Source organism: Ruminococcus sp. zg-924, from assembly GCF_024433635.1.
Classification (GTDB): Bacteria; Bacillota; Clostridia; order Oscillospirales; family Acutalibacteraceae; genus UBA7067.
In genome coordinates this window covers 97,174-120,262 of record NZ_WNJZ01000002.1, presented here as the reverse complement: position 1 = coordinate 120,262, position 23,089 = coordinate 97,174, and the positions used below count along the sequence as shown (strand labels likewise).

General features: G+C 37.4%; 22 protein-coding genes and 1 pseudogene. 8 read left to right on the top strand and 15 right to left on the bottom strand.

Annotated elements, in window-relative coordinates; genetic code table 11:
• The 5 genes from GMA13_RS01705 (at position 1) to GMA13_RS01685 (ending at position 10,394) form a co-directional block, all read left to right on the top strand.
• Positions 1-7,293 carry an AAA family ATPase gene (locus tag GMA13_RS01705; RefSeq protein ID WP_255882465.1) on the top strand — a complete coding sequence of 2,431 codons (7,293 nt, stop codon included), beginning with the start codon at positions 1-3 and terminating at the stop codon, positions 7,291-7,293.
• Between the two features lie 182 nt (positions 7,294-7,475).
• Positions 7,476-7,949, top strand: a complete 474-nt coding sequence (locus GMA13_RS01700) for a hypothetical protein (protein ID WP_255882464.1) — start codon at positions 7,476-7,478, stop codon at positions 7,947-7,949.
• 2 nt (positions 7,950-7,951) lie between these two features.
• Complete coding sequence (locus tag GMA13_RS01695; RefSeq protein WP_255882463.1) at positions 7,952-8,755, top strand: hypothetical protein; 804 nt, start codon at positions 7,952-7,954, stop codon at positions 8,753-8,755.
• Between the two features lie 341 nt (positions 8,756-9,096).
• A complete protein-coding gene (locus GMA13_RS01690; RefSeq protein WP_255882462.1) occupies positions 9,097-9,537 on the top strand; it encodes a hypothetical protein in 441 nt (146 codons plus the stop codon).
• 2 nt (positions 9,538-9,539) lie between these two features.
• Entirely contained in the window at positions 9,540-10,394 is an 855-nt protein-coding gene (locus GMA13_RS01685) for a nucleotidyl transferase AbiEii/AbiGii toxin family protein (RefSeq protein WP_255882461.1), read from the top strand.
• A gap of 45 nt (positions 10,395-10,439) precedes the next feature.
• Here the strand turns inward: GMA13_RS01685 and GMA13_RS01680 are convergent, their stop codons facing one another.
• The 12 genes and pseudogenes from GMA13_RS01680 to GMA13_RS01625 form a co-directional block, all read right to left on the bottom strand.
• Entirely contained in the window at positions 10,440-10,973 is a 534-nt protein-coding gene (locus GMA13_RS01680; protein ID WP_255882459.1) for a hypothetical protein, read from the bottom strand.
• 335 nt (positions 10,974-11,308) lie between these two features.
• Positions 11,309-11,437, bottom strand: a complete 129-nt coding sequence (locus GMA13_RS01675) for a hypothetical protein (RefSeq protein WP_255882458.1) — start codon at positions 11,435-11,437, stop codon at positions 11,309-11,311.
• A 383-nt stretch (positions 11,438-11,820) separates the two neighbouring features.
• Positions 11,821-12,084 (bottom strand): hypothetical protein, encoded by a 264-nt coding sequence (locus tag GMA13_RS01670; protein WP_255882457.1) that lies wholly within the window; start codon positions 12,082-12,084, stop codon positions 11,821-11,823.
• A 14-nt stretch (positions 12,085-12,098) separates the two neighbouring features.
• Positions 12,099-12,413, bottom strand: coding sequence for a hypothetical protein (locus tag GMA13_RS01665; RefSeq protein ID WP_255882456.1), 315 nt, complete (start codon positions 12,411-12,413; stop codon positions 12,099-12,101).
• A gap of 69 nt (positions 12,414-12,482) precedes the next feature.
• A complete protein-coding gene (locus GMA13_RS01660) occupies positions 12,483-12,689 on the bottom strand; it encodes a hypothetical protein (RefSeq protein WP_255910288.1) in 207 nt (68 codons plus the stop codon).
• 140 nt (positions 12,690-12,829) lie between these two features.
• The gene (locus GMA13_RS01655) at positions 12,830-13,297 is read right to left on the bottom strand and encodes a hypothetical protein (protein WP_255882454.1); all 468 of its coding nucleotides are present in this window, start codon (positions 13,295-13,297) and stop codon (positions 12,830-12,832) included.
• Positions 13,294-14,022: a hypothetical protein gene (locus GMA13_RS01650; RefSeq protein WP_255882453.1), complete on the bottom strand. Its 729-nt coding sequence runs from the start codon at positions 14,020-14,022 to the stop codon at positions 13,294-13,296. Before GMA13_RS01650 ends, GMA13_RS01655 begins: the two co-directional genes overlap by 4 nt.
• 2 nt (positions 14,023-14,024) lie before the next feature.
• Positions 14,025-14,987, bottom strand: a complete 963-nt coding sequence (locus GMA13_RS01645) for a ParB N-terminal domain-containing protein (RefSeq protein WP_255882452.1) — start codon at positions 14,985-14,987, stop codon at positions 14,025-14,027.
• A gap of 20 nt (positions 14,988-15,007) precedes the next feature.
• Positions 15,008-15,790 carry a ParA family protein gene (locus GMA13_RS01640; RefSeq protein ID WP_255882451.1) on the bottom strand — a complete coding sequence of 261 codons (783 nt, stop codon included), beginning with the start codon at positions 15,788-15,790 and terminating at the stop codon, positions 15,008-15,010.
• 17 nt (positions 15,791-15,807) lie between these two features.
• Positions 15,808-16,245: pseudogene (vapD, locus tag GMA13_RS01635) on the bottom strand (VapD family protein); the annotation flags it as partial.
• A gap of 38 nt (positions 16,246-16,283) precedes the next feature.
• Positions 16,284-16,625, bottom strand: coding sequence for a hypothetical protein (locus GMA13_RS01630; RefSeq protein WP_255882449.1), 342 nt, complete (start codon positions 16,623-16,625; stop codon positions 16,284-16,286).
• A gap of 33 nt (positions 16,626-16,658) precedes the next feature.
• Positions 16,659-17,093 carry a single-stranded DNA-binding protein gene (locus GMA13_RS01625; RefSeq protein ID WP_255882448.1) on the bottom strand — a complete coding sequence of 145 codons (435 nt, stop codon included), beginning with the start codon at positions 17,091-17,093 and terminating at the stop codon, positions 16,659-16,661.
• A 219-nt stretch (positions 17,094-17,312) separates the two neighbouring features.
• Here GMA13_RS01625 and GMA13_RS01620 point away from each other — a divergent pair, with 219 nt between their 5' ends.
• Complete coding sequence (locus tag GMA13_RS01620; protein WP_255910284.1) at positions 17,313-17,783, top strand: hypothetical protein; 471 nt, start codon at positions 17,313-17,315, stop codon at positions 17,781-17,783.
• On the opposite strand, the gene GMA13_RS01615 is transcribed toward GMA13_RS01620, so the two are convergent.
• On the bottom strand, positions 17,780-19,147 hold the full coding sequence (locus GMA13_RS01615; protein ID WP_255882446.1) for a relaxase/mobilization nuclease domain-containing protein: 1,368 nt from the start codon (positions 19,145-19,147) through the stop codon (positions 17,780-17,782). The two genes, GMA13_RS01620 and GMA13_RS01615, sit on opposite strands and share 4 nt — an antisense overlap.
• Entirely contained in the window at positions 19,096-19,431 is a 336-nt protein-coding gene (gene mobC, locus GMA13_RS01610) for a plasmid mobilization relaxosome protein MobC (RefSeq protein ID WP_255882445.1), read from the bottom strand. The genes GMA13_RS01615 and mobC overlap by 52 nt, the downstream gene beginning before the upstream one ends.
• A gap of 305 nt (positions 19,432-19,736) precedes the next feature.
• Between mobC and GMA13_RS01605 the strand changes: the two genes are divergently transcribed.
• The gene (locus GMA13_RS01605) at positions 19,737-20,144 is read left to right on the top strand and encodes a hypothetical protein (RefSeq protein ID WP_255882444.1); all 408 of its coding nucleotides are present in this window, start codon (positions 19,737-19,739) and stop codon (positions 20,142-20,144) included.
• Positions 20,145-20,346: 202 nt separating this feature from the next.
• Positions 20,347-21,939 carry a recombinase family protein gene (locus GMA13_RS01600; RefSeq protein ID WP_255882443.1) on the top strand — a complete coding sequence of 531 codons (1,593 nt, stop codon included), beginning with the start codon at positions 20,347-20,349 and terminating at the stop codon, positions 21,937-21,939.
• Positions 21,940-21,959: 20 nt separating this feature from the next.
• On the opposite strand, the gene GMA13_RS01595 is transcribed toward GMA13_RS01600, so the two are convergent.
• Positions 21,960-22,850, bottom strand: coding sequence for a leucine-rich repeat domain-containing protein (locus GMA13_RS01595; protein WP_255882442.1), 891 nt, complete (start codon positions 22,848-22,850; stop codon positions 21,960-21,962).
• Between the last annotated feature and the right edge of the window lie 239 nt (positions 22,851-23,089).

The following is a 23,089-nucleotide window of genomic DNA, read 5'->3' as shown; positions in this document are numbered from 1 at the left end:
ATGATTAAATATTATGGCAATCAAATTTGGAACAACTGCACCCGCAATAGCGAAAAGCTAATAATTTATATAGCAGCTTCGCAACTTTCTGAAATCACATCTAATCTTGATTCAGCAGGCTTGAATTACTACGCATATAAACGTGATGAGGATACCACTGCAAAGCTCGCAATAAACAAAGATGATTTAGAACACTATATAAAGCTTGACAGTCAAGAACGATATACAGAGGCTCCTCGTTTTGATAGAGAGATTAAAACTATTATCGGAAACACAGCCTATCGCAATATAAAGCGTAAAAAGTACGTGAGTTATAAGACCGATTTTGCACTTAAACTTGCTGAAAAATTCACTTTAAATAATATACCGTTTTCCGGTAGGATTGCACGTAACCGTGAAAAAGAATCTACAACAACTCTAACATTCGAACAGAATTATGCTGCTCAGGCAGAACGCTGTGTAGAAGAACTCAAAAAGCAACGTGAAGTCCTTAATTCATTGGAGTCTACCTCTGAAAGCATTGAAAACAACATTCTTAACGCCGTCGCACAAAAACTCAATTATATTTTATCTGACGCATCTTTAAAAAGTCCCGAACAGCTCAAAGCTATTGAGCCTGCCGTGGAAATATTTATGCAAAAATATGATGATGATACTTTTGTGGAAGTATTCGCAAATATATTTGCTGATACAGCGTCATTGACTATGCCTCAACTCAACGAAATTGCTCTCAAATTTGCTGAAGAATATAAAGATGTCAGTGGGTTAGAATTGCTTTTTGTTACATCTGTGATTCCAGGTATGAAAGACAAGTTTGCTAAAGAAGCAAAGCTTCTTGAGCTTACCGATAATCAAGGTTACAGTCAAGAGCAGATTTTTGAAATCAAAAAAATGATTGACAACAATATCAGTGAAAGCATAATTAATCTGATTGATTACACATTCACTCCTGAACAAATCAGCAAAATTGGTGCTGCAAAGAATTATTCAGATATTATATCTGTTGTTGCCGAAGCAAAACATACATCTGCACGTAATATCAGCAACTATATCAGATACGGTACATATATTAGAGAAACGCCGACTGAGAACACTATTACTACACTAAATAAGTTGCAAAACCTTGTTACTGTACACAAAAACAAATTAATGAATATAACAAATGAGAGAAATACTATTGTTATAAATGCTTTTGCGGGTCCCGGTGCAGGAAAAACAACATCCTGTCTTGAAATAGCTGAAAAGCTAAAAAAACAAGGATATGTAACTGAATATGTTCAGGAATATGCTAAAGAGCTTGTCTGGGATAATCAACTTGAATTGCTTGATGGCAGCATAGAAAGACAGTTTGATATACTTCAGGAACAGCTTAACCGTGTTGACAGATTATACGGAAAAGTTGATTTTATCGTAACCGACTCACCTGTGCTGCTAAACGCAACGTATTTACAGGAACACAATTCTGAGTACATTCGTGCAGTACAAGAAATTTACAGTCACTTTGACAATTTCAATTATTTTGTAGAACGTGATGTCACTACTTTTGAGAATGAAGGTAGAATACATAATCTTGAACAGAGCTTGCAAATTGACCAAGAATTGAAAGACACGCTAAGCTCTCTTAACCTTGGATACAGTATTTACAATCACTCTACAATTGATAATATCGTAAATGATGTTATCGAATATAAAACAGGAAAGTCGGATAATTCTATTGAAATCAAAGAAAAACCTTTTGTTGAAGAAGTTGCTGAAGAGCAGCCTGCAATGGTTGATGACAATGCTTATAAAAACGAACAGCTTTACGAGGAATCAGCTTCAAAAAACACCGTTGAAGCTTCTCTATCAGAGAAGTATGATGGTGTTGCTATAACCGTTGCTGATTATCTGAATCAGCGAGAATTAAAAGAAACGGTTAGGCCGACCATCACTCAAGATGATATTGATGAACAGAAAATTCTTAATGACTTCAAAGCACAAAACCCAATTATCACATTTTATGAAAGCTTAACTGAACAAAACTTATCCGATGCAAACGAAAACTCAAATACAGCCTTACAAACCGAGCAGAAAGCTGACGATATCGCTTTTTCTGACAAAACCTTTGCAGAAAAAGCCTTGCAAGAAAATGAAATCGAATCTGCACCCAGTTCTATAAGCAATCTGTTTCAGCTGGCGGAGCAAAGTCCGGATAAGCCGCAGGAGAAAATTTCAAGCATTGATGAATATACACCTAACAGCTATAACGATGATACAAATTTTGTTATTACAGACGACAATACGGTATCGGGTGCAAAAACCAAATTCCGTAATAACATTAATGCTATAAAAACTCTTAAGGCTTTGGAGATGAACGGTAAAGCCGCCACAAACGCAGATAAAAAAGCATTATCGCTATACACCGGGTGGGGCGGTCTTGCACCGGCATTCAGTGAAAATCACACTTGGAAAAATGAAGCGCAGGAGCTTAGAGATTTGCTCAATGCCGATGAATATGTGTCCGCCAGAGCCTCTTCTCTTGATGCGTTTTATACCGACAATACAATCATAGACGGCATCTATCAGGCGCTGAGAAAATTTGGCTTTACCGGCGGCGATGTTCTTGAGCCTGCAATGGGTATCGGAAATTTCTTTGGACGGCTGCCTGCTGATATTTCTCGTTCATCTAATCTGTACGGTGTTGAAAAGGATAGTCTTTCGGGAAGAATTGCAAGTAAGCTTTATCCTGATGCGAACATTACTATTGACGGATTTGAAAACACACAGTTTCAGAATGGCAGCTTTGATATTGCAGTCGGCAATATTCCTTTTGGTGATTTTTCTATAAATGATAAGGAGTACAATTCACAGCACCTAAAAATTCACGATTACTTCTTCTTGAAAACTCTTGATAAAGTCAGACCCGGCGGTATTGTGGCGTTTGTGACCTCAAAAGGTACATTGGACAAGAAGGACACTTCTTTCAGAAAATCACTCGCTGAAAGAGCTGACCTTCTCGGTGCTGTCCGATTGCCGAACAATGCGTTTAAGTCTGCCGGAACGGAAGTTACATCAGATATTATATTCCTGCAAAAACGGACTGTACCGCCGGAGAAGTTACCTGAATGGGTGCAGCTCAGCGAAACATCAGACGGACTTTCCGTGAATCAATATTTTGCATCTCACCCTGATATGGTGTTGGGCAAGATAGTGCAAGGAAACAAAATGTACGGCAGAAACGATGATACTATGTGTATTCCGTTTGATGATGCTGATTTGTCAAGGCTGCTCCCAGAGGCAATTAATAAAATCAGCGGCAGATATACACCTGATTTTGACAAGCCTTCACCGCTTCAAGATGTAAAAAATCAAGATGTTGTTTTGCCTGAGAATATACGTCAGGAAAGCTATTTCCTACATAACGGCGAGTTGTACTTTTGGGGAGTTGCCGGACGTGACATTGAGATAACTCACGTCAGAGAGCTGTGGGCGAATTATTCCACTAAAAATGCGTATAAGAAATACAACAATAAAAATATTGAACGAACAAAGACTTTTGTTGAACTGCGAGAGATTGTTCGTGAACTTCTTGAGGTTCAAAAGCTTCCCGAAGATTATAGTCAGAAAATATCAGAGTTGCAAAAAGCCTTGAACGAAAAGTACGATGCTTTCTACTCTAAATTTGGTTTACTGCACGGTCAGCAAAATCGGCTACTTTTATCAAGGGACAGTGCATATCCGTTACTTCTTTCGCTTGAAGCAGAGGTTGACAAAGGCAAGCTTGTGCGAAAATCAGATATTTTCACCGAGCGTACAATTTCTCCTCCGGTGGCAATAGAACACGTCGATACCGCTCTTGAGGCGCTTAATGTATCGATTGTCAATCTTGGAGAGATTGACCTTGATTATATGTCTGAGCTGTGTGATATTCCTAAAAGAGTTATCGTTGAGCAGCTCAGAGGTCAAATTTATCCTGTCCCAGAGCTGTCAACCGATGACAATATCGTGTATCAGACTGCATCGGAATATCTGTCCGGTGATATATATAAAAAGCTTGATGCCGCAAAAGCCGCAGCTGAAGCAAATCCGTTGTTTGAAGACAATATTCCTGCTCTTAAAGATGCCATTCCAACAACGCTAAAATCAGGAGATATTGATGTTAACATCGGCGCTACCTGGATTGAGCCAAAATACTATCAGCAATTCATCTATGAGATGTTCGAAACACCGGATGAATACCGAGCAGATATAAAGCCTCGTTTTCGTTGGCAAAGAGCCGGTAAAAAGATTGAAGTTGAGTATTCCAAATACAGTAACAAATGGCAGATTACAAATAAATCACTTGACAAATCTGTTACTGTGACAAAGCAGCTTGGTACACAATTTAAATCTGCGTACTCAATATTTGAGAGTGTTCTTAATCTAAATGACCCTCGTGTGTATAAGGACGCAGTTGATAAAAACGGCAAGATTATTTTTGATAAAAGCGGAAATCCGGTACGGGTTCTTGATGTTGAGAGAACTAAGCTGCTTCAGCAGAAAGCGAATATCATTAAGCGAAAGTTTAAGGATTGGATATTCAAAGACCCCCAGAGGCGTTCTGAATTAGTTGCAAAATACAACAGAGAGTTCAACTGCATTAAGCCGAGAGAATTTGACGGCTCACATCTGACATTCCCGGGAATGAACTCATCAATAGAGCTGCGCTCACATCAGAAGAACGCCATTGCTCACGCAATATTCGGCGGTAATACGCTGTTTGCTCACAGTGTTGGCGCAGGAAAGACCTTTGAGATGATAGCAACTGCGATGGAGTGTAAGCGTTTAGGCTTCTGTCATAAATCGCTGTTTGCCGTTCCAAATCATCTCACCGAGCAAATCGGCGCAGACTTTTTAAAATTATATCCCGGTGCTAATATACTGGTTGCTACAGCTAAGGATTTTACAAAGGCTAACAGAAAGCAATTAATGTCAAAAATTGCAACGGGCAATTACGATGCAGTCATTATCGGTCATTCTCAGCTTAAGAATCTTCCGTTATCTCCTGAAATACAAAAGAAAATCTATCAAGAGCAGATTGACGATATTATTGCCGGAATAGCTGAACTGAAAGAGAGTAACGGCAGTAGCTTTCAGGTCAAGGCGATGGAAAGGACAAGGAAATCTCTTCAAAGCAAGCTTGACAGCCTTGATACACAGAACCGTGACAATACGGTTTACTTTGATGAATTGGGTATAGACAAGCTGTTCGTTGATGAGGCTCACGAGTTTAAAAATCTCTTTTCTGCTACAAAGCTTCAAAACATCTCAGGTATTTCCTCCAGAGCTTCACAACGAGCTACTGACCTTTTCGCAAAATGCCGTTATCTTGACGAGAAAACCGGCGGTAAAGGCGTGGTATTTGCCACAGGCACTCCGGTATCGAACAGCATTACCGAAATGCATACTATGATGAGATATTTGCAATATGATTTTCTTGCTTCACATAACAATATGCAAAACTTTGATAATTGGGTTTCTACCTTCGGAAAAATCAAGGTTGATTATGAGCTGGCTCCTGCCGGCAATAAATTTAAGGAACGCTCCCGTGTAGCTGAATACTCTAATATGCCTGAGCTTATGTCAATATTCAAGCAGATTGCCGACATAAGACCGGCTGACACCTTGCATTTGGCTGTGCCGGAGTGCAGCTTACACATTGTCAATACCAAGCCGACAGAATTACAGCAATCGCTTGTCGCCGAGCTGTCTGCTCGTGCTGATGATATCAACGCAGGAAAGGTTGACCCAAGCGTTGACAATATGCTCAAAATCACCGGCGATGGCAGGAAGGTAGGATTGGATCCTCGTCTTATCAACCCTGACTTTGAGGACAATCCCGAAACAAAGCTTAATAGATGCGTAGCAAATGTATTGGATATTTACAATGAAACAGCTCCGAGTAAGCTTACTCAGCTTATCTTTTGTGATTTAGGCGTTCCGAAGAAGGATAAATTTCTTTCTGATTCGGATTCTGCTGATGATACTCTGAGCGTTTCAGAAATTGATTCTCTTGAGGAGTCAGGTGCTTTTTCTGTGTATCAGGATATTAAGGATAAGCTAATCGCTTCGGGCGTTCCGGAAAAAGAAATTGCCTTTATCCACGATGCACACACGGAGGCTCAGAAAGCCGAGCTGTTTTACAAGGTGCGAAACGGCGATGTGAGAATACTTTTAGGCTCAACCGCTAAAATGGGAACAGGAACAAATGTCCAAAACAGACTTGTTGCTCTACACGATTTGGATGTTCCGTGGCGGCCGTCAGACCTTGAGCAGCGCAGAGGACGAATGGTCAGACAGGGCAATATCAACAAGCACGTTGACCTTTACCGTTATGTTACGGAAGGAACCTTTGACGCATATTCGTATCAGCTTCTTGAAAAAAAGCAGAGATTCATCGGTCAGATTATGACATCTAAGACACCGGCACGAAGATGCACGGACATAGACCAAGAGGCGTTGACTTATTCTGAAATTAAGGCGCTGTGTACCGGTGATGAGAGAATAAAGGAAAAACTGACTCTTGAAAACAGAGTTAAGGAGCTTGAGGTATATCGAAAGGATTATATCAATAACAAGTATGAGCTTGAGGATAAGGTAGCTGCGTATCCGGCTGAAAGTAAAAAGATAAAAACTAAGATTGAGCATATCTGTCGGGATATAGAAATGCTCAAAAATGTTCCCCGTGATAAAGACAATTCAATTATTTTCAGCATTAAGATAGGCGATAAAACTTATACCGAGCGTACCGATGCAGCTAAGGCGTTGGCAGTTGCCTGTAAATGTGTTAAAGGTGACAGCAACCGAGGCAAGACGTTCAGAATTGGCGAAATGTACGGCTTTCCGATTGAGCTTAAGCTTTATAAGTTTTTTGATTCAATTTCAGCGACCTTAGTTGGTAACGAACGCTATACAGTGACATTCTCCGACACGATGCTCGGTAATCTGAGAAAGCTTGAAAACGGTTTAGCACACCTGCCAAAGCTTCTTGAAGAGGAAAAATTTGAGCTTAACAAGCTTAATTTTGATTTTAAATCTGCGCAGGAGCTGCTCAAAAAGCCTTTTGAGTTTGAAGAAGAATATCAGGAAAAAACGCTCCACCTTGAGCGTGTTACCGAGGAACTAAATACCGAGGCAAGAGAGCTTATAAAAAGCGGCGTTCCAAAGGAACGGACAAAACTGTTTGGAAAAAAGTCAATCTTATCTCAAAGCAAGTCCGCTTCAAAGGACACTCAGAATAAGTGCTTAAATAATTCAAAAAAAAGAAGGTTATAGCCTCTGATTAAGCTCTGCAAGCGGCGTGAAGCGCATTTTGTAGTTGGACGAAAAGTTACTCGTCATTAATTAAAAATGCGTTTCTGCCGCAATCTGAGCAAAATTTGAGGCAAAAGGGCGAAACATATGATAAGTGTAAAAAGAAACAAAGACATAGTATTAAATTGAAAAGGAGTATTTCGATGAAATACAGATATATTTATGATTATTTATTTATTCCAAGTGAAGAAATCACAGTCGGTGATAAGGTAATAACGGACTTGATGATATATGTTAAGTTCAAAGTGTATCACAACGGTGAAGAAGTTTTCTTTGTTAATGACAAGGGTATGTCCCTTGTAATTGACGGTCATAGTGACAGAGAACATCGAAAAATCAGTATAGAACATATTATTCGCTGTGTATATAACAGGGAGTCTATGTTTGAATTTCTACCAACTTCTACTTTGAGGTATGCCGAGAGCAATGGTTACAAAATTTCGTATGAAATTGATAGCTACGGCTGGAGAGTTAAGGTTAATGATTGTGTTTCAGACTGCGAGGATATTTCAAAGGAGCAGTTTGAAGAGATATTCAGAAAACATATTGATTTGTTTGACAACTCCAATAACTACCCTGCGCAATTCACTAGTTATGGTACTGAGGAGGTGAAGTAAATATGGATTCTATGTTTCATAACAACAGGACTATTGACGACAGATATGAAGATTTAGAACATTGTCTTGATGTTGTACATAAAAAAGACATCGAGGCAATTTCAGAAATGTACGGTCTTAGCGAAAAGGAAATGAGAGATAAGTATATTCTTTATCTTGATTTCGAGTATTTATATCCGTTTTATTGTGATTTAGTTTCGGCAGAGCTGACATTAACATTAAATGACGGCAGCAAGTACACTTTACCGGCATATAAAGTGCGCCGACCTTTTCCTAATAAAAATTGGAATATTTTAAGTATGAGAAATAAAAGGAAAATTTCAAGCAGAGCTATTCCTCTTGTTTTCGACAGCTTTGATGAGCTGAACAGAATATCCCATATCAGTTGCGTGTGGAATTTTTCTGCACGGGGGTTATTTGAGTTTGCTTCCATTATTTCTTATGACACTGTATTTCTTCCCAAAACTAAGGAGTCGGATAATATTTATTGCATCGTAAGTTACGATATACCTGTTCTTTACAGATTGCGTGAGACTGATGGCAATAACGCAGATGATGAAAAAGCCACTCTGATGTGTAACTATGACACGGTAGCGTGTATAACTAACGCAGGTGAAGTACAAACTTCATCAGCTGATGTATCTGATTTATTGCGGATATGCACAAGACTTCTTCAGCTATCGGAAACATCAGAGGCTATTGCCGAATTAACTCAAAATAACATTTGCGCTTACGATTTTTGCGATGCGAAAATTGATGTCAAACCTGTTTCGGAATCGTGGCTGTTGAGAATTTATTATAACTAATAAAGCACCAAATTAAAATCACATTAAAAGCCTTTCAGAGCAGTTCTGAGAGGCTTTTACCTCGTGCCAATACAGAGTTATGCTATTCAATACAACGCTCTTTTATGCTGTATTTAAAGCAATTTTGCTTGACAGATAAATTTTCGGCGTTATGGTTGACATAATTTGCACTCGTTTGTATAATATAAATAGAGATAAGCTTAGTCTTATCATATAGGAGCTTTCGCTTCTGTAAAAAGCGGTGTACCCTACCATTAAGTGGGAACTAAAAAAGTTGGGGGTTGGGCTATTCTCAACCCCCTTGTTGTATAAGGCAAATTCTGGTAAAGGAGGACGACTTAATGCAATCGAAAACAAGTAGCGAGTATATTTCAAACAGAGCTTGGCTTAGAGATATTATCGGCGGCGAAAACCTGATTTTGCGTGGTGTGTCCGCCTTAGAGTATTTGGAGATGTTTGTCGGCTATGTAGGCGAAAAGGATATCGAAGTTTATGCGCTGAAAAAAGGCACATATGACAATATAGATTATTGCATTGTAGATTCCTTTGAAAGTATAGATTTTATAAGATATGGTAACACAATGTGCACTTCGTTGAATCAAACAATCAATGATATGCTTAAGAACTATGAGGATACTGATGAGTTAGCACTTACTGAAGCCTTGAGTAATTATTATTATGCTAATGATGAGAGCTTTGACGGATTAGTAATAACTTCTGAAAATGAAGAACACTTTGAAGCGTTAAAATTGTCAGCTGTTGGATATTACTGTGGAGGATAAAAATGACGGAACACGAAAAACTAATGTATACTATTTTAGGACAACTTTCCAAAATAGATATTCCTATTGTTTTTAAGGGTGGCTTAATTACAAGCTTAATATTAGAGGAACAAGGATTTACGGATATTCAAAGAGCAACAAAAGATATAGATGCAAACTGGATATCCACTCCGCCATCAATGTCAGCTTTGGTCGATACAATTAATAATGCATTAGGAGAATTACGGGAATATTATATTGCTGAATCAAGCAGAGAATATGGTGATGGCAAATCTGCAGGAATAAGCATAAGGGAAAAGGACAGTGGCGATAAAATAATCACTATGGATATAGATATAAAGCCATTAATCGGAAGCAAAATATACTATTTAGGCGAAACAAGCATAAAAGGGGTTTTACCTAGCGAAATTCTTGCAGATAAAATATGTGCTATTTCAACTGATGCAGTATTCAAACATAGAGCAAAAGATATTATTGATATTTATTCCCTCTCTCATTGCACTAAAGTTAGCACCAAAGAAATATATGAAATATGCGATAAAGCCAATCGCAAGATAAAATCCTTTGATGCTTTTTTTAGCAGAAAAGCTGATATTGAACACGCATACAATAAGCTTCGTGGAATTGGCGGAAAACCTCCATTTTCAGATGTTTACGCATATCTGAGTGTTTTTGTAGAGCCTTTTGTAAGTAAAGACACTTCAGATAGGCTTTGGGATGTGTCAAGTTCATCTTGGGAAAAACAATCTTGCAGTTTTTTATCCCGAAATATGATAAAAGATAACGCTAAGAAGATCAGCGAGAAGTCGGCAGCTTCGCAGCCGCCGCAGCATAAGAAAAAAGAACACGATTTATAAAACATCGCCCACGGAATTAAAATCCCGTGGGTGTTTAATAATAGGTTAGTGTTTTATTATTATTCTTACTTTGCACTTTTTTCTTGAATCATTCACAGCTTTCTCAGCTTCTTTTTGCCTTTCATCTATTACTTCCGAAATATACTTAATTTTAAGGTTATAGTAAAAACGTTTCGTGTTTTTAATAGATATATCGGATTCTTTGTGAAAATATGTATATAATACTACTATAATAAATACAATCGTACATAATGTTGCAATATTTATCAACATATCCAGTCCGTATTCGACAGATAATACATCAGCAGAAATTAATGTTGAGATAGTTGAAAAAAATAATGCAATTAATGAAAGAAATATACTAAGCACTTTACTTGATGCTTCGTAAATTAAACTTTGTTCTTTTAATCTTTCAATTTTATATTTTAGATATAATAGTTCATTGTCTAATGCTTCCGATGAATAAGCTCTGTACTTTTCTAACAGCTTTTTCTTTAGTCTAACATATGTTTCTTCTTCAAGGTTGTCTGTAATATCACCACCAATGACTTTAATTAGTTTTCTATCCAGTTTATACACTATATAAAACCTCATTTCTTCTTTTTTAATATGAATGTCGGAACAGCAAAACAGATTACGACAACTGCAACAGCGATAACGCACAGCACAATGAGTGAAACATTATTTGCAAATTACAGTCGGTTTACTGTCATCAAATTCAATGACCGCACCGCAGCTTTTACATTTTAATTCAAGCAAAGGCATAATTATCGCACCTTTCTACAAATTCCAATTCCATTTTAATATATATAAATAATATTGTCAAACAATATTTACAGTTATTAAAGTGGCGCTTATTCTCATAATATAAAAACCTGCGTACTCTGTTTTTCAGTGATACGCAGGTTTATTCTTTATGTAGCAATTTTTTCTATGCGTTTAGCAATAATATTCAAATACTCGTCAAGCTCAATTGCGGAGTCAGTCTGATTGACTATTGCTTGTAAGCAGTCTTTATAACCACATTTATCGCCGAGGCGCATCGTAATATACTCCGCCTTGCTTAGCTTTGCCTTGAATGTGCGTGAATAGTTTTTTGCGTTTTTTATAAAGCTGACATGTTCATTTCATTCCCTCGTTTCATTGATTTTCTAAATTAATAGCCGGAATTGTGAGTCTTTGCTTGAATGAGATTTCTCAAAACACTAAAATAAAAACAGTGATAAGCATTCAAAAGCAATACCTAATACAAAGCATACAAAGAAATAAATTCTATAGCACCTAGCTGCCCTTCTGCAATTATAAATACCAATGGCATCACCAATCTCATCTGCAGCATAATACATTTCCATCCAATTAAGTAATTTATGTAATAACCAAAGCGATAACGCAAAGAATATAAGACTAATAATTCCGAATAATATTCTCATATCCCATTTCTCCTCTTTTCGTTTGATGGGGTGTCCCGGCAAGCTGTGCATTTGGCATTGCCGTTATGCTCAAGATTAGGGCATTCACAACAAATCCTGTTATCGCAGTCGCCGTGCAAGCTGCGGTAATAATCACAGCTCGTTTGTAACTCTTCGCCAAAGAGTGTGCATATAGAGTTTTCACAACCGTCCAACGCATTAAATTGACAGTTCTCGCAGTAGTCGCCGTCTGGGATATTAACGGTTATTTGTATTTTCATTTCTGCTCACACTCCTAAAACAAGCTGACAAGCTGATAATGATAAATTGTTTTCGTATCTCCTTCTTTGCTATAAAGCTGTTGTCCTTTTTCTGCTTTTTCTGCGTTCTTTTTTGTGACATAATTAATAGCTTCTTCTTCAGTGTCGCATACAGCGATATATACCGGTTCAACAGTTGTAACTGACCGCAACTCGCAGACATCAAAATCATATTCAGAAGATATTATGACATTCTGCAGCTGGCACTCCGTGAAGAAAATCAAGTATTTCCCATCAAAGTCCTTAAAGTTAATTCTGTAAACACTTATGTTGTTTAATTCCTTTATCATTTTGATTCGCCCCCATTAAATAAAATAACAGCCATAAAAATTCTCTCTTCACCGTCATATAATCGATTTTCAGTCACCCGGCATAAAACTCCCGTCAACACCGTACTCGGTATATTCTATGGCTTGTCTGCCTTCTGTTTTAATAATTTTCTTTTCTTGTTCTCTTATGTAATTGAGCATATTTCCGTCTAAAACATCTAGATTTGTATTTGATATTCCGTCTTTAAAAGTTCTTATAAATGAAAGCCGATAGCTTTCGTCCATAAGCTTATTCATTACTATGTCGCTTTTTATTATTACACACGGCATCCTGAGTACCGGACAACGGATGGGAAATTTGTGATGTAATTTCAGTTTTGTCGATACACAGCCGATACATTTATTTGTGTGTTTTTGCATTTGAACTACCTCTTTATTCACACATAAAGCATTACCGGGAAGATTTCCTCCTGTGCGGCACTCTGCAAACCGGCAAGGAGCTTTCTGTATTTTATTTGGTCATTGTTTTTGATTGTGAGCTGAACATCATTGTTTTTTTCTGCCCAAAGAGCAGTCTGAGCATCAACAGCCGTATTTGCTTTACGGAGAAGAGTGCGAACATTCTTATATAATGTTCCTGAATTGAGCATATCTTGCAGCAAATCTGTTCGGTTGCGCATCAGATGATTAACATATAAGCTCTCATCAGATGTAAATGTTCTCATCGAAAATGCCCCTGTTCTTTCGTTGAAGTGAAAATAGTGGTACATTTTCTCGGAATCATTGAGGACTTCAACAACAGCATATCTCGGAATATTTATATTATTATTTGAATCGTAAATCATCTCGTAGCTAGTGACATTTGAATGATTTGTAATACATTCTAAAACCTGAAGCGTTGTCATTTTATATTCTTCCTTTCTTGTCTTTTTATTACAACAATTGCTATAACTCCGGCGACTATAAGCAATCCTACGATTAACAGTATTACTGTCTGTGTTATGTTGTCGCCGTTATTCTCTTGAATTGTTAATTGTGTTTCTTCCGGTAATGTTTCAGTCGGATTTGAATAATTTCCGCTTGTATTGCTTGTGATACTCGCCGATGAACTGCTGGTTGACGGAGCGCTGACATTTTTATCGTTTTCCGGGAAGTAGCGGTCGTACATTTTTTCAATCTTTCCGTTATCGTCTTTACAGATATACACCTTACGTGTTTCGTCATAGGTGTATTTGAGTTTTTCGTCTGGATTATCCGTATTGTATTCAACATAGCCGTCCTCAGTTGGTTCTATTCTGATTTCGCTGTATTTCTGCTTTCCGTATTCATCAAAATCACTCATAACATCGCTTATGCTTGTATCATTATTTAAAGGCTCATAGTCCTTAAGGTAATCTACAAGCTCACTGCGAACGATTGACATCATAAGAGGGTCGCCACGATTAGCAAAGGTTGACCAGTAGTATTCGTACCACACCTCGTTAAATATTTCTTCGTCTGACATATATGCAACCTTGTCAGAGGAGTAATATCCATAATGCCCAGCTTCAACAGCCGTAACCGACATAGCTGACAATGTCACAATCGCACACATTATATTTGCCGATATAATCAATCTGAACCTTTTCATTTTTAGTCCTCACTTTCATTTTGTTGTCTGAAGTACATCTGTAACGCCGTTTCGATAATGTCCGATATTTCCTCCGCAGACTTCTGTGTGAAATACCGTTCAAAGGTATCTGTATTAATTTTTATACTCTTTTCTGAGCTTTTCTTCTTTTCTTTGCCCTTAAGTATATTCACAATTATTTGTCTTGTGTTGGGATGATTCGGCTCAGCTCCTTCAAGAGCCGCTCTTAATTGCTTTGCCTGTGCTTCGCTGATTTTGTAAATTATTTCGCAAGTATCAGGTGCAGGATTAAATGTGTTGAGCTTATATAGGGTTTCTTGTACTCCCTCGTCAAGATAAGAAATCTCAACTGCCGCTCTGATTGAGACAGCCTTTTTATCCACCAAATCCTGTAGTGGCTTCACAAGCTTGCTTATCCTTATCAGACGAGCAACTGTATTACGGCTGAGTCCGTATTCCTCACCGAGTTGTTCCCTTGAGTTTGACTTTTGCCCCTGTGGTGCAGAAGTGTCCTTTTCACCTGATAATACACGAAGCTCGTTGATTATATCGTTTCTTTTGCCCTGTGAAAACATTTCGCTGTAGCGAATTGCTATAACTTTAGCTTGTTCGGAAATTTTTAAATCATTGAAGCCACGCTGAATCAGATTGCTCTCTGTTACATATATCTCAGCTTCTTCATTAGTGAGATTTTCTTTAATGATTGCCGGAATATATTCAAGTCCTGCAATTTTTGAGCAGTTCCAACGATTATGACCGATAAGTATTTCGTATTTATCTCCAAACGGTCTGCACATTATCGGAGTGATCACACCGTTCTGCTTAATGCTCTCTACCATATCATCTCTGCGCTCGCCGTCATAGAGTGTAAATTGATGATTTTGGTAAGGGACAAGCATATCCAATGGGATTTGTTTTACCTGATTTTCCTGCGATAGCATTGCCCAAAAGTTGAATTCTGACATTTCTGCTCACTCCTCTTATTTTATATGTAAGATTGTATAAGCTCGTTTGCCAACGCCTTGTATTCATCGCCGAGCTTGCTCTTACTGAACAAGCATAGGCTTTTGTGTTTGTTGGTGCTTTCAACTGCCTGTGTAGCACGGTGGATGACAGTTGTAAAGAGCTTATTGCCGTATTCTTTTTTGAGGTCTTCTATGACACGCTTGCTGACATTGGTATTATCGACCATTGTTGCAAGGACACCGATTGTTTCAAGCTCTGAATTGATTGTTGACTGTATTTGCGCAATTATGTTTGTAAGAGCTGTCAGTCCGTCAAAGGCAAAGTCCTGAGTCTGAACCGGGATTATTACGCCATCACTCGCAGTCAGAGCGTTCATCAGCAGTACTCCGAGAGACGGATTACAGTCAATAATCACATAATCGTAGCTTTTGATAGTGTCATTATTGAGAATACGCTTAAGCAGAGTTTCACGGGATAACACTCCGGCGAGGTATAAATCTGCATTTGCAAGATTGATATCAGACGGTATGTATTCAATATTGTTTATATGGCTGTATCTGATGCAGCCCTCAATATTTATACGCTCACCCATACCTATCTGTCCCTTAATCAAGTCGCTCATTGTCGGGAGCATTTTCTCGGTATCCCATATTCCTGCGTACTCTGTGAGATTTGCCTGTGGGTCAAGGTCGATTAGTAAAACTGATTTTCCCTGTAATTTAAGAGCAACGCCTAAGTTAAGCGCTGTAGTTGTTTTACCAACACCGCCCTTTTGGTTAGCTATTGATATTATTTTGCACATTTCTTTTCCTCCTCATATTATCTGCTCTTATCGTTGTCGCGTTCGGGTTTACGGTCGGTACGCTGTTTGTCTGCGACAATTTTTGCGTTTACTTTAATGCTACTTCGTGAGATTATTCCTCGCCTTTCAAAACGCTTTTCCTTAGTAATCTGATATTCAGGAGCCTTTTCGTTGAGTATTGGCTCAGTTGTTTTTTCAAATATGTACATAAGGTCGTGTTGTTCTCCTATATCGGTAACATCGAACCTATTTACACACTCTTTCAGCCAAGGAAAAGCGTTAATTAATCTTTCTACAAGCTTGTTTATTAGAAGATTCGACATTGCTGTTTTAGATACATATCCTGACCACTGCCTGTGTTCAAAGCCGTTTACCTCTAAAAACTTACATATATCACGGTATCCATCTCTATAATTTTTGCCGGGATATACCTCTTTTAACATTTGTGTGTCTAAGTCAAAATTAAATGCTTACTTGTATTTTTTAGCCATATTCAAATTTCCTTAACCTCAAATTCATCAAGCTCTTTGAATATTTCCTCTTCATAAAATTCTTCGTTTTTGTTTTCTCTTTCGTACCAAAGAAATTTTTCGGCATACCGTCTGAACCAGTCGGAATTATATAAGTCCATAACAGCAGCACCTAAACCTCCTAAATCCTTTTTCCCACCTTTGTCGGTGAAAATGAAATGATTAGACTTATCCGTCTTAATCTCTGGCAGATCAAAGCGTTTGAACATTTTTCTGATGCAGTCATACATTTCCTGTGGTTCGTATTTATCATCCTTGATAACCTTTTCTTCATCAATAAGAATTTCAACCTTGAATCTATACATTAACAATCACTCCTTTATTTGAATGCTCCTTTATCAGAATGGAAGGTCGTCATCCGGCGGATTTTCCGTAATATCACGGTTCATCTGGTCAGCGATAAGCCTCCATTCATCCATTGAATAGTTCTCCGGGTTAAGCTTGTTTTTATCGGTTTGGTCAAGCTTTGGATTGGATTCTGCAAAAACAATGCGATTTGCAATAATCTCAATCTTGCGGCGCAGGTCGCCGTCTTTATTTACCCACGAATGAGTGCCGAGCTTGCCCAATACAACAATTTTGTCGCCTTTATGCATATACGTTGTCAATGCTTCGGCATTCTTTCCCCACGCAATAACATCGAAAAAGTTCACCTTTTCATTTTCATTGACAGCGAGAGTAAAGGTGCATACAAACTTCGGCTCAGCTCCGTTTGTCTTTCTGAGTTCCGGGTCAGCAGTCAGGCGACCCATTTCAACTACAACATTAATCATTTTAGATTCCTCCATAAATTTTGATTTTTAAATTTTACTTCTGCCCCAATGGGGCAAAAGTTTTAACCGATTTTTAATTTGTTGCATTATCTCACCAATATTATAATCCACAATAATATTATTGTCAACTATAAACTGTATTATTTTTTTGTTTTCTTTGTTAATATTTTCGTAACATTATTGTTATTGACATAAAAAACACCTCGAATTATAATTGAAATGCAACACAATAATATTATTGAAAACTATAAAGGTGTGGTTTTTATAAAAAAGTTCACTTGTCAAATGTGCGGAAACGAGTTTGAATCGCCTGCGAACAGGGCAAGTTATTGTCCTGAATGTCGCAAGCAAAGACAACGTGACAGCACAAAAAGATATATTGACCGTCTTAAAAACAATGATGTCCGCCGTATTGGCGAACCTCAGATATGCATTGAATGTGGTAAACCGTACATTTTATTAAGCGGCAGCCAAAAGGTTTGCGATGCTTGCAGGAAGAAGCACGAAAATAAAATGAAAATCAAAGCAAACTCTGAACATAGAGCTAAAACATATGATTCCTGCATCGTCTATGTAAAAAAAGGCGGGGAAAAGCAACGCTTGATTGAATATGCCAAAGCCAAAAATATCAGCCTGAATGAACTTTTTGTAACCGCTGTTAATGAGTACATTACAAAACATCCGATTTAGAGTTCGTGACCATTTTTTCGGCTTCCGTCAATTCCTTTGACATATTCTCGAATTGACTGCTGTGCATATTCAATTTCTTTCAGTTCATTGACAATCTTTCTATATTCTTCATTCATTGCTTTGACATCAGCTATAAGCTCTGAGCGTTCCCGTTCAAGGCGTTCAAGGTTTGGCAGTACATTATTTGGGTAATACATTTTAAGCTCGGCGACAATGCTGCGGTACTTTTCGAGTTCTGCGGCATTGTCTTTTTCATACCTTTTTTTATAATCTGATTTCTTGTATGAATCATAATACGGTTTATATTTCCTGTATGTTCTGAGTATCTTTATCTCATCGTTAAGCTGCTGAATTTTGTTCTGCATCTTATTAAGATTTTCGACTAAAACCATTCGTTTATTGTAGGTTTCGGTTGCTGTATTATTAAGCTCTGTTTCGCTTTGCAAATTATGTGTTGTGAGAAAGTTGATAAGCCGTGAAGTCTCTTTCATATTTTCAATTTCAGCCCAATGCAAAAGTCCCTTTTCGGTCTGAAATACTTCTGTATTTGTGTTGATAATTTTTGTTCTTGTTGTTCTTCCGCTTACTCCGGTTTTTATAAACTGATACTGCTCAATTCGCTTTCTGATTTGCGGCTCGTCATAATACCAGCCTAATGTTTTTCCTCGGGAAAACCTTTCCTGACCCGGCATTCTGAATTTTATTTTGATTACATTGTCCGAGCGATAGACGCACTCAATATTTTTAGTCTTAATATTTCTTAAAAAATCTTCAAAGGATGAGGATTCCATTATAGTCTGGTCTATCGCATATCTGAGCTTTGACTTCCAACTCTTCCCCAAACAATCCTGCTGCCATTCGTAATAACATTTTCCTTTTCCCATTTGCGGATTTTCAATCAAGGTTAAGCCGTTTTCCTTGCATATTTCATCGCTGATTTTCCGCAGATTATCATACGATTTTTTTCCTCGGTTTTCGTTGTATTCAAAGCTTTTATAATTATCAAAACTAACATTGTTAAAGATGATATGATTGTGTATATTATTTGTGTTGACGTGAGTTGCAATAACATATTGATACTTTCCTTTAAGCAGCTTGTCTGCAAGCTCAATCCCAAGTTTTAACGCTTGCTCCGGCGTAACTTCATAGCCGTTAAAGCTCTGCCTGATGTGCTGAGCCAAAATATTTCCTCTGCCTGTTCCACGCTTTCGGACAGAAAGAAATTCTTCCGCCGCCTGCGCTGCATCAAGGGCGCAGCAATATGAATCAGTATAAAGACCGTCTTTTGTTTTTTCAGGGTCAAGAATATAGTTTATTGACAGATTGAGTGTAGACTTGACTGAATTGATTCGAGTTGTTGCCATATATCCTTCATCACCTTTTTAAGATATTTGAAATCCTCGTCATAGACACGGTTTGTTGAATTTACTCTCATTGCAATCTGATTAACATTCGTCTGAATGCCTCGCATACCTTTCATCAGATTAAGCAAGCCTTGGTTTTCGTAATTCACGATAATACCTTTTACAGCTATTCTACGGAGATAAGAACTAATGCTTTTTACTCCGGCTTTTTTTGCTTTAATTTCAATTATTTTCTTTTCGTTTTCTGTAACACGAAAAGTTATTTTTATGTATTTTTTATCCATTGTAATTCTCCTATTATTTGATTTTTTCGGGGTCTTAGGGGTATCCCCTAACAAGCAGCTTCATAAAATGAACATTTTATGAAGTTTTGCGAATTGTCCGACAATTCGCAGTGCTTGCTACTTTTGAAAGGCGGATTAAAAACCCCTCTATATATATCCCGTAAAAAAAGCAAAAATGTAAGTATTTTTCGACAACTTTTTTGAAAAAAATAAATTTTTTATTGCCGACAGATAAAAGGTATGATAATATATAAGTAATCAATTAAATAGTTTGCCTGTTCATTCTTGGCAAGGAGTGCATAAGAATGAACGGCAGCAAGAAGCTTCTCTGTAATCCTGACAGCAACGAGCCTTTAATTTTAAGAGCGTACAAACAAAAAGTAGCGCGTTCTGAGCGGTACTACTTTTACGAAAAGGATAAGGGTCGCCTTATACATTTGAACGAGAATTATTATGCCGATGAATCGGCAGATGTTGTTCAAACAATCAAAAAACAGCATCTGCAAAGAGCGTTGAGATTGGCACTCAGCGAGCTTGATGATTTGGAAAAACAAATAATTGACGAATGTTTTTTTGACGAAAACTGCGAAAAAGTTACTTTTACTGAACTTGCAAAGCATCACGGTATATCACGACCCGGATATCTATACAAACTCCGCCGTATTCTCGAAAAATTAAAGAAATCAGTTGAAATGTTGTACGAAGAATTTTGATTAAATTTGTGCAATGTTACAAAAATCAACGATATTCAAAATTTTTTCTTAAAAAAGGGTTACGAAATGTCCGATTTTACGGACTATAAGTAGAGGGGGTTTTATTTTCTCCTCAAATTACTTGTTTCAGGATTTGAACTGTGGTATTATGGTTATCCTTTCAATTATGCCTGTTTGCTGACTAAGGAGGTATTGAGAATAAATGGCAACAGGGCAAGCGGATAAAATAACATCATTATATTGCAGACTGTCAGCTGATGATGAGCTAAAGGGTGAATCAAACAGCATCAGCAATCAGAAGCAAATCCTCAAAACATTTGCCTTTAAAAAAGGGTTCACGAATATCAGATACTATGTTGATGACGGAATAAGCGGAACAACATTTAACCGTCCCGACTTTCTCCGATTAATGGATGACATTGAAAAGGATTTAGTATCTACGGTTATCGTTAAAGACCTTTCCCGTTTTGGCAGAAACTATCTTATGGTCGGCTATTACACCGAAGTAGTTTTTCCCGAGAAAAATATCAGATTTATTTCTGTTTCCGACAACATAGATTCGTCCGATGATGAGTTCGGAATGAATGAATTTGTTCCGATTAAAAATCTGATGAATGACTGGTATGCTAAAGATATCAGCCGTAAACAAAGAGCTGTAATTAATCTCAAGGGCAACGCTGGCAAACGCTTAACTACCCGAGCGATATACGGGTATAAGAAAGACGAAAACAAAGAATGGATAATTGATGAACCTGCCGCTGAAGTTGTGCGAAAAATTTTTCAGCTTTGTATTGATGGCTACGGAATACAAATGATTGCAAATTATCTTTTCGCAAAGCAAATTAAAAATCCATCTGCTCACTCCGGCAAGCTCAGTGCTGACCGCAATCCTTATGTGTGGTCAGTTCAAACGGTAGCCGGAATTCTATCTCGCCAAGAGTATTGCGGCGATACTGTGAATTTCAAATCTCACCGATTGAGCTGTATGAGTAAACAGATTGTCAAGTATGACCCGGACGAATATAAAATCTTTCCGAATACACACGAAGCTATCATCAGCCGAGATGTTTTTGAAAAGGTTCAACAGATTCGCAGTCAACGAAAGAGAATTACTCCGATAGAAGAAAAACCGATTTTTGCTGACAAGGTTTTTTGTTCTTCCTGCGGAAGCAAAATGTACATTATGCGCTCCCGTAATTGGAAGAGAACAAAACCTGATTGTTATGTTTGTTCAAAGTCAAGAAAGCATCCCTCAGAGTGTACATCTCATTACATAAATGAGAGCAACCTGATTAAGTATGTTATTAACCAAATTAATAGGTTAGTATTGTATGATAGGGATAGCGTAATTGAAAAAATAAACAACGGCATCAACAAGCGAACCACAAGAATTAAAAATGAAAATAAAAAAAGCCTTACCAATGCAAAGGTAAGACTCAACGAGCTTGATAATATTATTAGAACTTTATATGAAGATAAGGTAAAAGGTGATATTTCGCTTGAGTTATTTCATACGCTTGTGTCGGGTTATCAGCAGGAGCAAGCTCAACTCAATGACTTTATTATCAGCAACAAGAAAATTATTTTTGAAGCCGATAATGATAAAAATGCAATCCGAGAATTTCTATCAGTATTGGATAAGTACGATAATGTAATCTCGGAACTCACTCCGGAAATAGTTGATGATTTTATTGATAAAATCGTTATATACGATTCGGAAAAGGTCAATGGCAACCAGCAGCAACAAATTGATATTCATTTCAAAGGGATTGGACTTTTGGAGTATGAACTATAATCGAAAATGTCTTCCTAAAATCAATTACAAGTACTTGTCACACTGTCAGGGATTGTTATGCTTTTTAATGATTTGCAAAACCTAAAAGCTCTCTTTCCAATACTTGTCACACTATTAGGAACTGAGATGCTTTCTAATAAATCACAACCCACAAAGGCATCCCCACCAATACTTGTTACGCTATTAGGAATTGTTACATTACCTGAGCAGTTTGTTCCATCAACCAATATATTATTTATTATAACAAGAGGATTTTCAAGTTGCTTATTTTTTAGCCATGGTGTATTCAAAAAGGCAGAACTCCCAATGTTCGTTACACTGTCAGGGATTACTATGCTTTTTAATGAACTGCACTTATAAAAAGTACAAATTCCAATACTTGTGACACTGTCTGGGATTGTTATGCTTTCAAGTGAACTACATTCCCAAAAAGCATAGCTTCCAATGTTTGTCACGCTATCGGGGATTGTTATATTACCAGAGCAGTTCGTTCCATCAACCAATATATTATTTATTATAACAAGAGGATTATTAAGTTGTTTGTTTTTTAACCATGGTGTATCAGAAAAAGCAGAAGCACCAATGTTCGTTACACTGTCAGGGATTACTATGCTTTTTAATGAACTGCACTTATAAAAAGTACAAATTCCAATACTTGTGACACTGTCTGGGATTGTTATGCTTTCAAGTGAACTGCATTTTTCAAAAGCAGAGCGTCCAATGCTTGTCACACTATTTGGGATTGTTATTCTCTTAAGTGAACTGCAATTTGCAAAAGCTTCTCCTCCAATACCTGTTACACCATCAGGAATTACTACATTTTCTGATTCACCCTTGTATTTTACAAGCACGCCGTCTTTAATTTCAAAATCATTATCAATCTTATGTTCACTTTTCATTTCAAATTTCATAAAAGTATCCTCCTAATCTTTTATAAGTCTATTATATAACAAAGCATGTGACAAATAAAGTCCATATATTTTAATTTGCCCTTCATTATCAAAAAACATCTTATAACATCACCCCATACGCTAATTCTAACAAAGATTATGGGTTATTTTTAGTACATAAAATTTATATAATTAATACACCGAAGTGTTGTAATCATCAGGTCCATGTGAAAGCAATTTCATGCAGGTTCAAGTCCTGT

Coding starts and splice junctions, on each gene's coding strand:
- GMA13_RS01685 (WP_255882461.1), top strand. CDS start 9,540: ATGACGGAACACGAAAAACTAATGTATACTATTTTAGGACAACTTTCC.
- GMA13_RS01630 (WP_255882449.1), bottom strand. CDS start 16,625: ATGTATAGATTCAAGGTTGAAATTCTTATTGATGAAGAAAAGGTTATC.
- GMA13_RS01595 (WP_255882442.1), bottom strand. CDS start 22,850: ATGAAATTTGAAATGAAAAGTGAACATAAGATTGATAATGATTTTGAA.
- GMA13_RS01660 (WP_255910288.1), bottom strand. CDS start 12,689: ATGAATAAGCTTATGGACGAAAGCTATCGGCTTTCATTTATAAGAACT.
- mobC (WP_255882445.1), bottom strand. CDS start 19,431: ATGGATAAAAAATACATAAAAATAACTTTTCGTGTTACAGAAAACGAA.
- GMA13_RS01705 (WP_255882465.1), top strand. CDS start 1: ATGATTAAATATTATGGCAATCAAATTTGGAACAACTGCACCCGCAAT.
- GMA13_RS01625 (WP_255882448.1), bottom strand. CDS start 17,093: ATGATTAATGTTGTAGTTGAAATGGGTCGCCTGACTGCTGACCCGGAA.
- GMA13_RS01640 (WP_255882451.1), bottom strand. CDS start 15,790: ATGTGCAAAATAATATCAATAGCTAACCAAAAGGGCGGTGTTGGTAAA.
- GMA13_RS01695 (WP_255882463.1), top strand. CDS start 7,952: ATGGATTCTATGTTTCATAACAACAGGACTATTGACGACAGATATGAA.
- GMA13_RS01650 (WP_255882453.1), bottom strand. CDS start 14,022: ATGAAAAGGTTCAGATTGATTATATCGGCAAATATAATGTGTGCGATT.
- GMA13_RS01620 (WP_255910284.1), top strand. CDS start 17,313: ATGCAACACAATAATATTATTGAAAACTATAAAGGTGTGGTTTTTATA.
- GMA13_RS01670 (WP_255882457.1), bottom strand. CDS start 12,084: ATGAAAATACAAATAACCGTTAATATCCCAGACGGCGACTACTGCGAG.
- GMA13_RS01600 (WP_255882443.1), top strand. CDS start 20,347: ATGGCAACAGGGCAAGCGGATAAAATAACATCATTATATTGCAGACTG.
- GMA13_RS01690 (WP_255882462.1), top strand. CDS start 9,097: ATGCAATCGAAAACAAGTAGCGAGTATATTTCAAACAGAGCTTGGCTT.
- GMA13_RS01675 (WP_255882458.1), bottom strand. CDS start 11,437: ATGCGCCTCGGCGATAAATGTGGTTATAAAGACTGCTTACAAGCAATA.
- GMA13_RS01615 (WP_255882446.1), bottom strand. CDS start 19,147: ATGGCAACAACTCGAATCAATTCAGTCAAGTCTACACTCAATCTGTCA.
- GMA13_RS01665 (WP_255882456.1), bottom strand. CDS start 12,413: ATGATAAAGGAATTAAACAACATAAGTGTTTACAGAATTAACTTTAAG.
- GMA13_RS01655 (WP_255882454.1), bottom strand. CDS start 13,297: ATGACAACGCTTCAGGTTTTAGAATGTATTACAAATCATTCAAATGTC.
- GMA13_RS01645 (WP_255882452.1), bottom strand. CDS start 14,987: ATGTCAGAATTCAACTTTTGGGCAATGCTATCGCAGGAAAATCAGGTA.
- GMA13_RS01605 (WP_255882444.1), top strand. CDS start 19,737: ATGAACGGCAGCAAGAAGCTTCTCTGTAATCCTGACAGCAACGAGCCT.
- GMA13_RS01700 (WP_255882464.1), top strand. CDS start 7,476: ATGAAATACAGATATATTTATGATTATTTATTTATTCCAAGTGAAGAA.